This is a genomic window from Rhabdothermincola sediminis (assembly GCF_014805525.1).
GTDB classification, from domain to species: Bacteria; Actinomycetota; Acidimicrobiia; order Acidimicrobiales; family Acidimicrobilacustridaceae; genus Rhabdothermincola; species Rhabdothermincola sediminis.
In genome coordinates this window covers 32,819-48,217 of sequence record NZ_JACFSZ010000013.1, presented here as the reverse complement: position 1 = coordinate 48,217, position 15,399 = coordinate 32,819, and the positions used below count along the sequence as shown (strand labels likewise).

The window sequence follows — 15,399 nt, the reverse complement described above, 5'->3', positions numbered from 1 at the left end:
GGTCACCGGTCGATCAGCTCGCCGGTACCTCGCCGGTGGTGACGTAGGCGTCGAGGCGCTCCAGGGTCGCGAGCATGTTGGTCGGGTGCCGCTTCGGGTACCCGACCAGCTCGATCAGCCAGGGCGCGAGCGCCGTGGACCAGTCGAAGGTCTCCGTGACCCGAGTACCACCCTCCACCGGCTCCAGCTCGAAGCGCCAGCGATGCCGCCCGAAGTGGCGCCAGGCGATCAACCGGTTCGGCTCGTACTCCACCACCGTGTTCTTGATGACGTAGGGCACGCCCATCCGCATATCCATGCCGAACGTCGAGCCCAGCTCGAGTCGGCGGGGCGCGCTGGCCCGGGCGTGCTTGACGGTGCCGGACCCGTCGATGATCGGGTGTTTGGACGGGTCCGCCAGCACGTCGAAGATCTTCTCCGGCGGAGCCGCGATCACCCGGCTCACCGACACCTGCCGCTTCGACCTGCTCACCTGCCTGCCTCCTTCCTGCTGTCGAGGATGTCCCGCAGCGCGCCTTCGAGGTCCGGCGCCGAGAACGTGAAGCCGCTCCCGGCCAGGACCGCAGGCTCGACCCGCTGGCTGGCGAAGAGCAGCTCGTCGGCCAACTCTGCCCCGCGCAGCAGCCTCGGGGCGAACGCGGGGACCGGGAAGACGGCCGGCCGGCGCAGTACCGACGCCAGGACCTTGGTGAATGCCGCGTTGGTCACAGGGGTCGGCGCGGTGAGGTTCACCGGTCCCGACAGGTCGTGGTCGATCAGCCAGCGGATCGCCCGCACCTCGTCGGCGATGGAGATCCAGCTCCACCACTGGCGGCCGCTCCCCATGCGGCCGCCGAGCCCCAACCGGAACAGCGGCAGCAGCTTCGCGAGCGCGCCGCCCTCTGCGGACAGCACGATGCCGGTGCGGATGAACGCGGTGCGGATCCCGGCTTCCGTCGCGGGCGCCGCGGCGGCCTCCCACCCGATGCACACCTCGGCGAGGAACCCGCCGCCCGGTGGGCTCTGCTCGGTGAGCACCTCGTCGCCCCGGTCGCCGTAGTAGCCGATCGCGGAGCCGGACACGAGCACCGGAGGGGGCCGTTGCAGGCTGGCGAGGGTCTCGGCCAAGAGCCGGGTGCCGAGCTCGCGGCTCTCGCGGATCTCGCGCTTGTAGGCGTCGGTCCAGCGGTGGTCGCCGATGCCCGCGCCGGCGAGGTGCACCACCGCGTCGATCCCCTCGAAGCCCACCCGGTCGATGCGCGTCGCGGCCGGATCCCAGCCCAGGGCGTCCAGACCCCGCAGCGCCGCCGGATTGCGGGAGACCGCGACCACCCGATGGCCGTCACGCTGGAGATCCGTGGCCAACGCTCGACCGATCAGGCCGCTCGCACCCGTGATCGCGATGTCCATGCCAACTCTCCCATCAGTCATGGGCTCCAACGTCCGCGGTCGGCTGATCTATGCCCGCTACGGTGACCGATACGACCGGTACCGCAGGGAGGTGCTCCATGGCTCGTGAGGCTGAACATCGCGGCGCCAAGATGCAGGTCGATGCCCGGCTGGTGGGCGGCGCGGTGATCCTGCTGGCCCTGCTGGCCTTCGTCGGACAGAACCGGGAAGAGGTCCCGTTCACGTTCCTCTTCCTCCAGTTCACCGCCCCGCTGTGGCTGATGCTGGCCGGCACGGTGGTGCTGGCGTTGCTCGTCGGTTTCCTGGCCGGTCGCCGGTCGCGCCGCCCCAAGCGCTGAGCGGGGCACGCGGCCGCTGCGGCGCGCGGCCCGACGGTGCGCGATCTGATCAGGCGCGCCGCCCGGCGCGCCTCAGAGGTACTCGACGTTGGCCGCCGGCGGCAGGCACCGCTGCGAATCGAACACGTAGCTGGCGTGCTCGACGATCAGCTCCCGGTCGAAGGCGTCGTGCCCGACGAGCAGGAGCACCGCGGCGGCGCTGCGCAGCACCTCGGGGGTGAGCTCGACCCGGGTGACCCCGGGCGGCAGGTGGCGGTCGTCGACGAAGGGGTCCACGACGAGCACCTCGGCTTCGAGCTGCACGAGCTGGCGGGCGATGGGCTGCGAGGGCGACTCGCGGGCGTCACCCGTGTTGCGCTTGTAGGACATGCCGAGCAGCAGCACCCGTCGCCCCTTCATCGCCAGGCCCCGGCGGTTCAACGCCATCATCAGCCGGCGCACGACGTAGTCGGGCATGTGGTCGTTGACGTCGTTGGCCAGCTCGACGAAGCGGAACGTCTCGCCCAGCGAGCGGCGAACCCGCCACGAGAGGTACGAGGGGTCGATGGGTAGGCAGTGACCGCCCACTCCGGGGCCAGGCGTGAACCGCATGAATCCGAACGGCTTGGTGGAGGCGGCGTCTATGGCCTCCCACACGTCGATGCCCAGCTCGTTGGCGAACATGGCCAGCTCATTGACCAGCGCGATGTTCACGTGCCGGAACGTGTTCTCGAGCAGCTTGGTGAGCTCGGCCTCCTTCGGCGACGAGACCGGCACGGTGGTGTCGACGATGGCGTCGTAGAAGGCCTGCACCGCGGCGAGCGACGCGGCGTCCACCCCGGAGACCACCTTGGGGGTGTTCTCGAGGGTCCAGGTGCGGTTGCCGGGATCGATGCGCTCCGGGCTGTAGCCCAGGTGGAAGTCGCTGCCCGCCACCAGCCCCGAGCCGTCCTCGAGGATCGGCCCCACAAGCTCCTCGGTGGTGCCTGGGTAGGTCGTGGATTCCAGCACGACCGTGGCCCCTCGGCGCAGATGGGGCGCGATGGCGGCGGCGGCCTGCTCGATGTAGCTGAGGTCGGGGTTGCCCTCGCGCAGTGGGGTGGGTACGGAGATCACCGCCACGTCGAACCCCTCGCAGTCCTCGGCGGCGGTGGTGGGCCGGTACCGGCCCGTGGCCAGCGCGGCGCGCAGCCGCTCGTCGGTGATGTCCTCCACTGGCGACTCACCGGCCGCGAGGCGTTTGATCTTGGCCTCGTCGACGTCGAGGCCCACCACGTCGAAGCCCTGCTCGACGGCGCGCACGGCGAGCGGGAGACCGACGTAGCCCTGCCCCACGACCACCAGCCGCTGCGACTCGCTCGACATGGCTCGCATGGTAGGCGAGGGGGTGCGCGCCGCTAGGCTGCCCTCACGATGAGCACCCGGAAGCTGATCTTCCTGTCCCTGCTGTGCGGCATCGCCATCCTGACCGCGTTCACCGTGCAGCTCGCCATCGCTCGCTGACCGCCGGCTCGCCCGGGCGCACACAACCCAGCACGCAACGGAGGTGGTCCCCACGGCCGAGAACTTCGACCTCGTGATCATCGGAGGTGGGCCCGCCGGTTACGCAGCTGCCCTCTACGGCGCCTCGGCGGGGCTGCACATCGCGCTCATCGAGCGGGCGAAGCTCGGCGGCACTTGCCTGCACGTGGGCTGCATCCCCGCCAAGGAGCTCCTCGAGACCGCAGCCGTGTACCGCACGGTGAGCCGGGCGGGGGAGTTCGGCATCAATGCCGGGTCCCCGTCGGTCGACTTCGGGGTCACCCAGGCCCGCAAGCAGCAGATCGTCGACCAGCTCACCACCGGCCTGACCGGTCTGCTCAAGCGGCGCACCGTCACCCTCTTCGACGGCACCGGCACCCTGCACCCGGGCCGGGTGGTGCGCGTCAGTGGCGGCGCGTCCGGGGAGGTCGAGCTCACCGGTGACCACGTGCTGCTGGCGTCCGGGTCGGTGCCCCGGACCATCCCCGGCTTCGAGGTCGACGGCCGCTTCGTCGTCACCTCCGACGAGCTGCTCTCCCTGCAGACCCTGCCCGCCACCGCTGTGGTGATCGGGGGTGGCGCCATCGGCTGCGAGTTCGCCTCCATGATGGCCGACCTCGGGACCGAGGTCACCGTGCTCGAAGCGCTGCCCAAGATCCTGCCGGGCTGTGACGACGACATCACCAAGCTGGTCACCAGGGCGTTCTCCAAGCGGGGCATCGAGGTGCGCACCGGGGTCACCGTGACCGGCCACACGCCGGGCGAGAAGACCACCGTCGTCGCCTTGGGTGATGGTCAGTCGATCGAGACCGAGCTGGTGGTGGTGTCGGTGGGCCGGCGCCCGCTCTCGGAGACCCTCGGGTTGGAGGGCACCGCGGTCGAGGTCACCGAGCGGGGCCACGTGGTGGTCGACGAGCGCTGCCGCACCGCCGAGCCCGGGGTGTACGCCGCCGGTGACCTCATCGCCACCCCCGCCCTGGCCCACGTGGGCTTCGCGGAGGGCATGTTGGTGGTGAAGGACGTGCTCGGTGAGGACCCGCTCCCCATCGCCTACGACCGGGTGCCGTGGTGCATCTACTGCCACCCCGAGGTGGCCTTCGCCGGGCTCTCCGAAGAGGCGGCCAAGGAGGCCGGCTACGACGTGGTGACCGCCAAGCAGCGCTACGGAGGCAACGGCCGGGCGATGATCGTCGGTGACAACGAGGGGATGGTGAAGATCATCGCCGAGCGCAACGCGGACGGCGGCGCCGGGCAGATCCTCGGGGTGCACATGGTGGGCCCGTGGGTCACCGAGCAGCTCGGGCAGGCCTACCTGGCGGTGAACTGGGAAGCCACCGCGGCGGAGGTGGCCCAGTTCATCCAGCCTCATCCCACGATGAGCGAGGTGTTCGGCGAGGCGGCGATGGCCCTCACCGGACGCTCGTTGCACTGACCCGATCGAAACTCGAGGAACGACGGACCATGGCCGAGATCCAGATGCCCCAGCTCGGTGAGTCGGTCACCGAGGGCACCATCACCAAGTGGTTCAAGGCGGTGGGCGACCACGTGGCCGAGGACGAGGTGCTCTTCGAGGTCTCCACCGACAAGGTCGACTCCGAGGTCCCCTCGCCCGTGTCCGGGTACCTGGCCGAGATCCGGGTCCCCGAAGGCGAGACGGTCGAGGTGGGCGCGGTGCTCGCGGTGGTGACCGAGGCTCCCGTCGAGGGTGCCGCGGCGGCACCGCCGCCACCCCGTGACGAGCCGGCCGCGCCGCCCACCGAGCAGCCGCCCGCGAAGGCCGCCGAGGCGCACCGGCCCGAGGCGGAACCCGTGCCCCCGCCGCCAGCGCCGTCGCCCCAGCCCCCGACGGCGTCCGCGGCGGCCCCTGCGGCGGCTACCGACGGCCAGACGAAAGGGCGGCTCATGTCGCCGGTGGTGCGCCAGCTCGTGCACGACTACGGGCTCGACGCCAGCCGGATCACCCCCACCGGGCCGGGCGGGCGGATCACCCGGGCGGACGTCGAGCGCGAGATCCGCGCTCGGGGGGCCACCCGGGCGGTGGACCGGCCTGCGTCGGCTGCCGCCGCGCCCTCGCCTGTCGTGTCCCCGCCTGCCGCGCCCTCTGTTGCTCCGCCCGTCGAGCCGGCACCAGCCCGGCGAGCCTCACCCACCCCGCGGTCGGGCACCGGCGACACGGTGGAGCCGCTCAACAACATCCGCCGCCGCACGGCCGAGCACATGGTGGCCTCCAAGGCCACCTCACCCCACGCCTACACCGTGGTGGAGGTCGACTACGAGAACGTCGAGCGGGTGCGGCGGGCGCACCGCGACGAGTGGAAGGCCACCGAGGGCTTCAGCCTCACCTACCTGCCCTTCATCGCCCGAGCGGTGATCGACGCGCTGGCCGACTTCCCGCACCTCAACGCCACCGTCGGTGACGGCGAGCTGGTGGTCCACAACTACGTCAACCTGGCCATCGCCGTCGACCTCGACTTCGAGGGTCTGCTGGCCCCCGTCATCCACGAGGCCGACGACCTGCGGCTGCGGGCGATCGCCCGGGCCATCAACGACCTCGCCACCCGGGCTCGCACCAAGAAGCTCTCCGTCGACGACATCACCGGGGGCACCTTCACGATCTCGAATTCCGGATCGTTCGGCAGCTATCTGGTGCTGCCGATCATCAACCAGCCGCAGGTGGCGATCCTCAGCACCGACGGGGTGTCCCGCAAGCCGGTGGTGGTCACCGCGGAGGACGGCACGGAGGCCGTGGCCATCCACTCGGTCGGGCTGCTGGGCATGAGCTGGGACCATCGCGCCTTCGACGGTGGGTACGCGGCCGCGTTCCTGTCCGCGGTGAAGGCGAGCATCGAGACCCGCAACTGGGAGGCGGAGCTCTGAGCGGCCGGGCGCTGCACGTCCGCTGGCTGGGGCAGGTCCCGTACCGGGAGGCGCACACCCTCCAGCAAGGCCTGTTCGAGCACGGCCGCGACGACTGGCTGCTGCTGCTCGAGCACCCTCACGTGTACACGCTGGGAGCCCGCGGCGACCTCGCCCACGTGCTCGTCCCCCCGGCGGAGGTGGGCGCTGAGCTGGTGCGCGCCGATCGGGGTGGGGACGTCACCTATCACGGGCCCGGCCAGCTCGTCGGCTACCCGATCCTCACCGTGCCGGGCAGGCGCGGCGGGGGTATGGCGGACACGGTGGCCTACGTACGCGCTGTCGAGCAGCTGCTCATCGACGTGCTGGGCGACCTCGGGCTGCGCGACGTGGGTCGGCTGCCCGGCTACCCGGGGGTCTGGGTCGAGCCCGCAGGGCAGCGTCCACGCAAGATCGCGGCCATCGGGGTGCGGCTGGCGAGGGGCCGCTCGATGCACGGGTTCGCGCTGAACGTCGATCCCGATCTGGCCATGTTCGGCCACATCGTGCCCTGCGGCATCGCCGACAAGGCGGTCACCTCGCTGCGAGCCGAGGGCATCGATGCTGATCTGCACCGGGTGGTCGACGCGGTCGTCGACCGAGCGGTCACCCGCTGGGCAGGCCCGGCCGGCTGGGACCGGGCGGACGTCGTGTGGCGCCGATCGCCGGTCGACCTGGCGCCGTTCAGCAGGGGGGAAGGGCCAGGTGAACTCCCCGCGCCGAGCGGTGAGGGCTCTCTGCGCCTCCGGGGACGCCTGGCCGAGGCAGGGGTGGCCGGGGGCCACGACCTCCACGAACGCAAACCGCACTGGATGCGCGCCGAGGTGCGCATCGGCGACGGCTACCTGCGGCTGAAGCGCACGATGCGCGAGCTGGGGCTGGTCACGGTGTGCGAGGAGGCGGGCTGTCCGAACATCTTCGAGTGCTGGGCCGACGGCACGGCCACGTTCATGATCAACGGTGAGCGTTGCACCCGGGCCTGTGGCTTCTGCCTGGTGGACACCCGGCGGCCCGGCCCATTCGACCCCGGCGAGCCGGCCCGGGTGGCCGAGGCGGTGCATCGGATGGGTCTGCAGTACGCCGTGGTGACCGCGGTGGCTCGCGACGACCTACCCGACGGTGGGGCCAGCGCCTTCGCCGCCACCATCGACGCCATCCGGGCCCGCACGCCGCAGGTGGCGATCGAAGTCCTCATCCCCGACTGCAAGGGTGACGCAGTCGCGCTGGCGACCATCTTCGACGCCCGCCCCGACGTGCTGAACCACAACCTGGAGACCGTCGCCCGCCTCCAGCGAGCCGTGCGACCCTCGGCGGGGTACGCCCGTAGCCTCGCGGTGCTCGCGGCCGCCAAGCGAGCCGGCCTGACCACCAAGTCCGGTTTGGTCCTCGGGTTCGGCGAGAGCTTCGACGAGGTGGTGGCCGCGCTGGCGGACCTCGCCGGTGTGGGCACCGACATCGTCACCCTCGGCCAGTACCTGCGGCCCAGTTCGCAGCACCTGCCGGTGGCCCGGTGGTGGGAGCCCGGTGAGTTCGCCGAGCTGGCCCGCATCGGCGAGGGCATGGGGATCCCCCACGTGGAGGCCGGCCCGCTCGCCCGCTCCAGTTACCACGCTCGCCATGCGGCCGGTACCGCGGGAGACAAGGTCGCAGGCGCTGTTCCGGCTTCCAGTCCCCTGCGCCACTGACCAGGTGGCTGGAGGGGCGCGACCGTTCGTTCGTGGCCGGTCCGCCGAGCACCGGAGAGCGGTGCGGTCGGCGATCACCCGGTCGCGATGCGGTCTCGGCCGGCTCCTCGGACTCACGCCGCAGGACTCCTCGTTCCCGACGGCGCTGTCCGGCCGTCGGCTTGGTCGACAACGTAGGAAGCGGATCAGCGGCGTGCCTGGGCGCGCCGCGCTCCCGTAGCCTTGGCCGCGATGTCTTCCTGGTCCCCCCACGCGGCGCGCGTGGCTCGCGTGCGGCGAGCCATGGAGGACGCCGGCGTCGACGTGCTGCTGCTGTCGGTGGGCGCGGACCTGCCGTGGCTGATCGGCTACGAAGCCATGCCGCTCGAGCGGCTCACCATGCTGGTGGTGCCCCGTGACGCGCAGCCGACGCTGGTGGTCCCCTTGCTCGAAGCGCCGCGGGTCCGCGAGGAACCGGAGGTCTTCGGGGTGCGGACCTGGGCCGAGACCGACGACCCCGTGGAGCTGGTGGCGGACCTGGCCGGGCTGGCCTCGGTGGCCGCCGTCGGGAACCGCACCTGGGCGCAGTTCCTCATCGAGCTGCAGCGGCGCATGCCGGGCACGACCTTCCGGAACGCCAGCGACATCACCGGTCCGCTGCGGGCGGTGAAGGATGCCAGCGAGATCGCCGCCCTCCGGCGAGCGGCCGCGGCGGTCGATCGGGTGGCGGGCCAGCTCCAGCAGGGTGAGATCCCGCTCGTTGGTCGCACCGAGGCCGAGGTCGCCGCCGAGCTGGGCCGGCGGATCCTGGCGGAGGGCCACCAGCGGGTGAACTTCGCCATCGTCGCCGCAGGGGAGCACGCCGCCAGCCCGCACCACGAGCCCGGCAACCGGGTCATCGAGCCGAACGAGATCGTCCTGTGCGACTTCGGTGGCACCATGCTCGGTGCCGACGGTGCCGGGTACTGCTCGGACATCACCCGCTGCGTGTACACCGGCGAGCCGCCACCGGAGGTTCGCGACCTGTACCGGGTGCTGCGCGACGCACAGCAGGCGGCGGTCGCCGGGGCGAAGGCCGGAGTGGCGTGCGAGGAGGTCGACGCCATCGCCCGGGGACGCATCACCGAGGCAGGCTTCGGCGAGTGCTTCATCCACCGTACGGGTCACGGCATCGGCGTGGAGGAGCACGAGCACCCTTACATCGTCGCCGGCAACCACACCCCCCTGGTGGAGGGCAACGCGTTCTCGATCGAGCCTGGCATCTACCTGGCCGGCCGCTTCGGTGTCCGGCTCGAGGACATCGTGGTGGTCGCCGAGGGGGGACCCGAGCCACTCAACGCCGCCGACCACGACCTCGTCCCGATCGACGCGTGATGGGTGGGCAGGGACGGCGATGATCGGGTTCGATGGCGCGTCCTTCCTCCTGCAATGGGCTGCGGGCGGGCTGCTGTTCCTGTGGGTCACCACCCGCCGCCGAGAGGTGGGCCTGGGATACGGCTGGTTGATGCGCGGGGTCTTCGGGTTGATGGCGCTCGGCGCGGCGTACGTCGGCTTCGTCGTGATCGACACCGAGCCGGTCAGGGACCTGGCCTCGGTCGGTACCGCCATTGCCGCCGGGGTCGCGCTCGCGGTCTCGATAGCCCGTCGCAAGGCCGGGGTGTCAGGCCAGCTTGCGCTCGCCGACCAGCGATCGGCCCGGGTGGCGGCCATGACCGGGATCGACCGCGCCCTGGCGGCTCGGGATCGATCCATCCCCGAGTTCCCGCCCTGGCTCGACCTGGTCGCGCCCTGCATCGGGTTCGCCGGTGTGGTCGCCGCAGCGCTCGGAGCAGGAGGGCCGCACTGGCTGGCCGTGGCGCGCTTCGTGGTCGGCGCGGCGTTCCTCGGCGCGGTCACCGATGCGATGCTGCTCGGCCACTGGTACCTGGTGCAGCCGGGGCTGGCCCGCGCCCCGCTGCTCGAGCTGGTGCGCTGGGTCGGCTGGCTGTGGGTGCCCGAGGTGCTGCTATTGCTCGTCCCGACGGGGATGCTCTCCGCAGTCGACGGCACCATCGACGATGGTTACAACGGCCTGCTGTCGTGGTTCTGGGTGGCCTGCGCGCTGACGACCGGCGCCTTGATCGTGGTCACCCGGCTGGCGCTCAAGGAGCGCTACTACTCGGCGGTCATGGCTGCCACGGGGCTGCTCTACCTGGCCATCCTGACGGCGTTCGGTACCGATCTGGTGGCTCGGGCGCTACTCTCGAGCTGAGCGGGCGGTCCCGGGGGAAGGGAAGAGCCCATGCCGCGAGCCATCTGGAGCGGGTCGATCAGCTTCGGCCTGGTCAACATCCCCGTGAAGCTGTACAGCGCGGTGACTCGCAAGACCGTGCAGTTCAACCAACTCGACGCCCGTACCCATGCGCGGGTCAAGCAGAAGCGCGTCTCGGCCGAGACGGGTGAAGAAGTCCCCTGGGAGCAGGTCGTCAAGGGCTACGAGCTGGGCTCGGGCAGCTACGTGGTCATCACCGACGAGGAGCTGGCTGCACTCGATCCCAAAGCGGTGCGCACGATCGACATCGAGGAGTTCGTCGATCTCGCGGACATCGATCCGATCTTCTACGACTCCGCGTACTACCTGGCGCCCGACGCCGCGGCCAAGCCCTATGCGTTGCTCGCCAAGGCGATGGAGGAAGAAGGCAAGGTCGGCATCGCGCACTTCGTGATGCGCACCAAGCAGTACCTGGCGGCGATCCGGCCCAGGGACGGTGTGCTGCTGCTGTCGACGATGGTCTACGCCGACGAGATCAACGACCCGGCGCAGATCCCCGAGCTGGCCGATCTGGGCGAGATGGAGCTCCCCGACAAGGAGCTGGTGATGGCCCGCCAGCTCATCGCCACCCTCTCGGCGGACTTCGAGCCGGAGAAGTTCCACGACACCTACCGTGAAGCGGTGATCGATCTCATCGAGCAGAAGGCCCGGGGAGCCGGAGTGCTGGCTGCGCCGGCGGCCGCGGAGCCCGCCAGGGTGGTCGACCTGATGGCGGCGTTGGAGGCTTCGGTCGCGGCGGCGAAAGAGGCTCGCAAGCGGCACCCGACCGCGCACGAGCCGCAGGCCGAGGCCGAGGGCGCTGTCACCGGGGAGGGTCCCGCCACCGAAGCCCGCACCGCGACGGGTTGAGCGCCCGGAGCTTCATGTCGCCTCCCACCCTCGTGGAGATCGAGGGGCACCAGCTCAAGCTCACCAACCTCGACAAGGTGCTCTACCCCGAGGCGGGCTTCACCAAGGCCGAGGTGGTCGACTACTACGCGCGCATCGCGCCGGTGATGCTGCCCCATCTCCGCGATCGCATCGTGACGTTCCGCCGGTTCCCCGACGGGGTCGACGGGGAGTCGTTCTTCGAGAAGCGATGTCCGGGCCATCGCCCCGAGTGGGTGCCCGTGGCCGAAGGCCCCGGCGACCGGGGTGGGCCGATCCGCTACTGCGTGCTGGATTCGGTCGCCGCGCTGGTGTGGGCGGCGAACCTGGCGGCGCTGGAGCTGCACACCCCGATGTCGCGCGCCGGGGACATGCACGCCCCGACCATGGTGGTCTTCGACCTCGATCCCGGACCGCCCGCGGGCATGGCGGCCTGCGCCGAGGTGGCCTTGCTCATCCGCGACACGCTGGCCGGCCTCGGGCTGCGCTCGGTCGCGAAGACCTCAGGTTCGAAAGGCCTGCAGCTGTACGTGCCGCTCAACTGCTACCACCACACCGACCACGCGAAGTCCTTCTCCCTCGCAGTCGCGCAGCTCATCGAGAAGCACCACCCCTCCCTGGTGGTGACGGACCAGAAGAAGGAGCTCCGGCGAGGCAAGGTACTCATCGACTGGAGCCAGAACGCTTACTTCAAGACCACGATCTGCGCCTACTCGCTGCGGGCCAGGCCCCGGCCGACGGTGTCCACCCCGGTGACCTGGGACGAGGTCGAAGCGGCCGCCGGCGGCCAGCCGCTCTCGTTCGAGGCCGCCGAGGTGCTCGATCGGGTCGAACGGCTCGGGGACCTGTTCGCGGACGCGGCCAGCCTCGAGCAGCGCATCCCGGCACCCATGCGGTAGGAGCGGCGGGGCTCGCTCAGCGGGCCACGAAGTACTTGGCCTGCGGGTGGTGGCAGATGATCGCCGAGGTGGTCTGTTCGGGCTGGTACTGGAAGCCGGTCTCCTCGCTGACCGCGATGCCGATCCGCCCCGCGTCGAGCAATTCGGCCACCTTCACGTTGTCCTCCAGGTCCGGGCAGGCGGGGTACCCCCACGAGTAACGACCACCCCGGTACTGCTGGCGGAACAGGCCCGCCAGTGTGGGGCCGTCCTCGGCGGCGAAGCCCCACTCCTCCCGGATCCGGCGATGCCAGTACTCGGCGAGCGCCTCGGCCATCTCCACCCCGAGACCGTGCAGCAGCAGGTACTCCTGGTAGCGGTCGGTGGCGAACAGCTCGGCGGTCAGCTCGCTGACCCGGGGACCCATCGTCACGATGTGGAACGCGGCGAAGTCGGCCTCCCCCGAGTCCACAGGCCGGAAGAAGTCGGCGATACACAGCCACGGCTCGGTGCTCTGGCGGGGGAACCGGAACCGCATCCACTCCGCCGAGCGGCTCTCGTCCTTCCAGATGATCAGGTCCTGCCCCTCGGCGTTTGCGGGGAAGTAGCCGTAGACCACCTGTGGGACCAGCACGTCACCGGCTTTGGCCTTCGCCAGTTGCTCGCGCAGCGTCGGCCGTATGCGGGCCTTGAAGTCCCCGTCGCTCTCACCCTTCTGCGGCCGGAATTGCCACTGGTTGCGGAACAGCGCGGTCTCGTTGAGGTACGCCGCGATGTCGTCCAGCGGGATTCCCTTCACCACCTTCGAGCCGAGGAACGGCGGCACGAACACCGGGTTGTCGGTGGTCACCTCGGGTGAGCGGGCCGGCAGAGTCGCGGGATCGACCTCGAGCACCGCGGTGGCGGATCGGGCCGGCACCTTCGACGCGGAGGGCACCCGACCCCAGTCCGGGTCATCGTCGACGCCGGTGCGCTTGATCTCACCCAGCCGATCCATCACCCAGAGCCCTTCGAACGCGTCCTTGCCGTAGAAGACTCGACCCTCGTAGACCTCGCGCAGGTCGCGCTCGACGTAGCTGCGGGTCAGGGCCGCTCCGCCCAGCAGGACAGGGATGTCGGTCAGCCCGCGGGCGTTCAGCTCCTCGAGGTTCTCGCGCATGATGAGCGTGCTCTTCACCAGCAGCCCGCTCATCCCGATGGCGTCCGCGCCCACCTCCAGGGCCTTCTCGATCATCTCGGCGATGCCGACCTTGATGCCGAGGTTGTGCACCTCGTACCCGTTGTTCGTGAGGATGATGTCGACGAGGTTCTTGCCGATGTCGTGCACGTCACCCTTGACGGTGGCGAGGACGATGCGGCCCTTGCCGCTGCTGCCGGCGGCGCGCTCCATGTGCGGTTCGAGGTGGGCGACGGCGGCTTTCATGGTCTCGGCGGACTGCAGGACGAACGGCAGCTGCATCTCGCCGGAGGCGAACAGGTCCCCGACGACCTTCATGCCGGCCAGGAGGATGTCGTTGATGATCTCGAGCGCGGGGATCCCCTTGGCGAGCGCCTCGTCGAGGTCGTCGGGGAGCCCGTCGCGGTCCCCGTCGATGATGCGTTGCGAGAGCCGTTGCTCGACCGGCCAGCCCGAGCGGTCCTCGCGCTCGGTCGTCACCTCCTCGACGCCCTCGAAGATCGCGAGCAGCTGCTGGAGCGGGTCGTAGTCCGGTCGGCGACGGTCATAGATCAGGTCGAGGCTGACCTCCCGCTGGTCATCGGGGATGCGGTTCAGCGGCATGATCTTCGCCGCGTGGACGATCGCAGAGTCCAGGCCCGCCTGCACGCACTCGTGGAGGAACACCGAGTTGAGCACGTGGCGGGCCGCGGGCTTGAGGCCGAAGGAGACGTTCGACACCCCGAGGGTGGTGTACACGCCGGGGAGCTCCGCCTTGATCCGCCGGATGGCCTCGATGGTGGCCATGGCATCGCCACGAAGGTCCTCGTCGCCGGTGGAGAGCGGGAAGGTCAGCGCGTCGAAGATCAGGTCGCTGGGCTCCAGGCCGTAGCGCTCGATGGCCAGGTCGTGGATGCGGTGGGCGACGCGCATCTTCCACTCGACGTCGCGCGCCTGGCCTTCCTCGTCGATCAGCAGGCAGATCACCGCCGCGCCGTACTGGCGGGCCAGCGTCATGACCCGGTCGAATCGCGAACCAGGTCCGTCTCCCTCCTCGAGGTTGGCGGAGTTCAGGATGGCCCGACCACCGAAGCGCTGGAGCCCAGCCTCCATCACTGGCGGCTCGGTGGAGTCCAGCACGAGTGGCGCGCTGGCCTGCGTCGCCAGGCGCGACACCAGCTCGTCCATGTCGACCCGGCCGTCACGTCCCACGTAGTCGACGCACACGTCGAGCACATGCGCACCTTCCTTGATCTGGTCCCTGGCCATCTGGACGCACACGTCCCAGTCGCCGGCCAGCATCGCCTCCCGGAACTTCTTCGAACCGTTGGCGTTGGTGCGCTCGCCGATGATGAGGAAGGACGTGTCCTGCTCGAAGGGGACCAACGAGTAGATCGAGGTCGCCCCCGGCTCGTGGGTGGGCTCGCGCCGAGCCGGTTCGAGGTCCCGGCAGCGCTCGACGACCGCGCGCAGGTGCTCCGGGGTCGTCCCGCAACAGCCCCCGACCACGGTGACGCCGAGCTCGGTGATGAACCGCGCATGGTGCTCGGCCAGATCGGCGGGGGAGAGGTCGTAGTGCATCTTGCCGTCGACCACCGACGGCAGTCCCGCATTGGGGATGCAGGCGATGGGGGTGCGGGCGTGCTGCGACAGGTGCCGCAGGTGCTCGCTCATCTCCGCCGGACCCGTGGCGCAGTTGATGCCGATGACGTCGGGCCGGAGCGGTTCGAGGGTGCCGAGCGCGGCGGCGATCTCCGTGCCGAGCAGCATGCGCCCGGTGACCTCCATGGTGACCTGGAGCTGGACGGGCACCTCGCGGCCCAGCGCCGCCATCGCCCGCCGAGCACCGAGCAACGATGCCTTGACGCACAGCAGGTCGAAGTGGGTCTCCATCAAGAGCAGGTCGACGCCGCCCTCGATGAGCGCCCGGGCCTGTATCTCGTAGAGGTCGCGCAGCTCCGCAAAGCCGATCTGTCCCAGCGTGGGCGACTTGGTGCCCGGTCCCATCGAGCCGGCCACCCAACGAGGGTGGTCAGGGGTGCTGTAGTCGCTGGCCACCTCCCTGGCGATGCGGGCCGCAGCCAGGTTGAGCTCGTAGGCCCGGTCAGCGATGCCGTACTCGGCCAGCGGCACCCCGAACGCGCCGAACGTGCAGGTCTCGAGGACGTCGACGCCCACCTCCAGGAACCCGGCGTGCAGCTCGGCGATGACGTCGGGCCGGGTGATGGCGAGGATCTCGTTGCAGCCCTCCAGCTCGGAGCCCCCGAAGTCTTCCGCGGTGAGCTCCCTGGACTGGACCCCCGTGCCGAACGCCCCGTCGTAGATGACGACCCGGTTCCGTACGGCTTCCACGTAGCTGCTCGTCACCGGCCCGAGGCTACCGGTGGGTGGACGGCTCTCG

General features: G+C 70.5%; 12 protein-coding genes and 1 pseudogene. 9 read left to right on the top strand and 4 right to left on the bottom strand.

The annotated features are described in order from the left end of the window. Positions 1-13: 13 nt before the first annotated feature. Both HZF19_RS11575 and HZF19_RS11570 read right to left on the bottom strand, forming a co-directional pair. Positions 14-472, bottom strand: a complete 459-nt coding sequence (locus HZF19_RS11575) for an SRPBCC family protein (protein ID WP_208028943.1) — start codon at positions 470-472, stop codon at positions 14-16. Beyond that, the gene (locus HZF19_RS11570) at positions 469-1,389 is read right to left on the bottom strand and encodes a TIGR01777 family oxidoreductase (protein ID WP_208028942.1); all 921 of its coding nucleotides are present in this window, start codon (positions 1,387-1,389) and stop codon (positions 469-471) included. The genes HZF19_RS11575 and HZF19_RS11570 overlap by 4 nt, the downstream gene beginning before the upstream one ends. A gap of 98 nt (positions 1,390-1,487) precedes the next feature. Between HZF19_RS11570 and HZF19_RS11565 the strand changes: the two genes are divergently transcribed. Beyond that, positions 1,488-1,727 (top strand): lipopolysaccharide assembly protein LapA domain-containing protein, encoded by a 240-nt coding sequence (locus tag HZF19_RS11565; protein WP_208028941.1) that lies wholly within the window; start codon positions 1,488-1,490, stop codon positions 1,725-1,727. Between the two features lie 72 nt (positions 1,728-1,799). Here HZF19_RS11565 and HZF19_RS11560 read toward each other — a convergent pair whose 3' ends face one another. Next, complete coding sequence (locus tag HZF19_RS11560) at positions 1,800-3,071, bottom strand: nucleotide sugar dehydrogenase (RefSeq protein WP_208028940.1); 1,272 nt, start codon at positions 3,069-3,071, stop codon at positions 1,800-1,802. Positions 3,072-3,252: 181 nt separating this feature from the next. Between HZF19_RS11560 and lpdA the strand changes: the two genes are divergently transcribed. The 8 genes and pseudogenes from lpdA (at position 3,253) to ligD (ending at position 11,863) form a co-directional block, all read left to right on the top strand. Next, positions 3,253-4,659 carry a dihydrolipoyl dehydrogenase gene (lpdA, locus tag HZF19_RS11555; RefSeq protein ID WP_208028939.1) on the top strand — a complete coding sequence of 469 codons (1,407 nt, stop codon included), beginning with the start codon at positions 3,253-3,255 and terminating at the stop codon, positions 4,657-4,659. Between the two features lie 29 nt (positions 4,660-4,688). After that, the gene (locus HZF19_RS11550) at positions 4,689-6,104 is read left to right on the top strand and encodes a dihydrolipoamide acetyltransferase family protein (RefSeq protein WP_208028938.1); all 1,416 of its coding nucleotides are present in this window, start codon (positions 4,689-4,691) and stop codon (positions 6,102-6,104) included. Beyond that, positions 6,008-6,715, top strand: a pseudogene (gene lipB, locus HZF19_RS17455) (lipoyl(octanoyl) transferase LipB); the annotation flags it as partial. The gene HZF19_RS11550 and the pseudogene lipB, both read left to right, overlap by 97 nt. An 81-nt stretch (positions 6,716-6,796) precedes the next feature. Next, positions 6,797-7,807 carry a lipoyl synthase gene (lipA, locus tag HZF19_RS17450; RefSeq protein WP_372443458.1) on the top strand — a complete coding sequence of 337 codons (1,011 nt, stop codon included), beginning with the start codon at positions 6,797-6,799 and terminating at the stop codon, positions 7,805-7,807. Between the two features lie 231 nt (positions 7,808-8,038). Then, positions 8,039-9,160 (top strand): M24 family metallopeptidase, encoded by a 1,122-nt coding sequence (locus HZF19_RS11540; protein ID WP_208028937.1) that lies wholly within the window; start codon positions 8,039-8,041, stop codon positions 9,158-9,160. Between the two features lie 19 nt (positions 9,161-9,179). Continuing rightward, positions 9,180-10,037 carry a hypothetical protein gene (locus tag HZF19_RS11535; protein ID WP_208028936.1) on the top strand — a complete coding sequence of 286 codons (858 nt, stop codon included), beginning with the start codon at positions 9,180-9,182 and terminating at the stop codon, positions 10,035-10,037. Positions 10,038-10,067: 30 nt separating this feature from the next. Beyond that, positions 10,068-10,946: a non-homologous end joining protein Ku gene (gene ku / locus HZF19_RS11530; protein ID WP_208028935.1), complete on the top strand. Its 879-nt coding sequence runs from the start codon at positions 10,068-10,070 to the stop codon at positions 10,944-10,946. 14 nt (positions 10,947-10,960) lie between these two features. Then, the gene (gene ligD, locus HZF19_RS11525; RefSeq protein ID WP_208029005.1) at positions 10,961-11,863 is read left to right on the top strand and encodes a non-homologous end-joining DNA ligase; all 903 of its coding nucleotides are present in this window, start codon (positions 10,961-10,963) and stop codon (positions 11,861-11,863) included. Between the two features lie 16 nt (positions 11,864-11,879). Here ligD and metH read toward each other — a convergent pair whose 3' ends face one another. Further along, positions 11,880-15,365, bottom strand: coding sequence for a methionine synthase (metH, locus tag HZF19_RS11520; RefSeq protein ID WP_208028934.1), 3,486 nt, complete (start codon positions 15,363-15,365; stop codon positions 11,880-11,882). Positions 15,366-15,399: the final 34 nt, after the last annotated feature.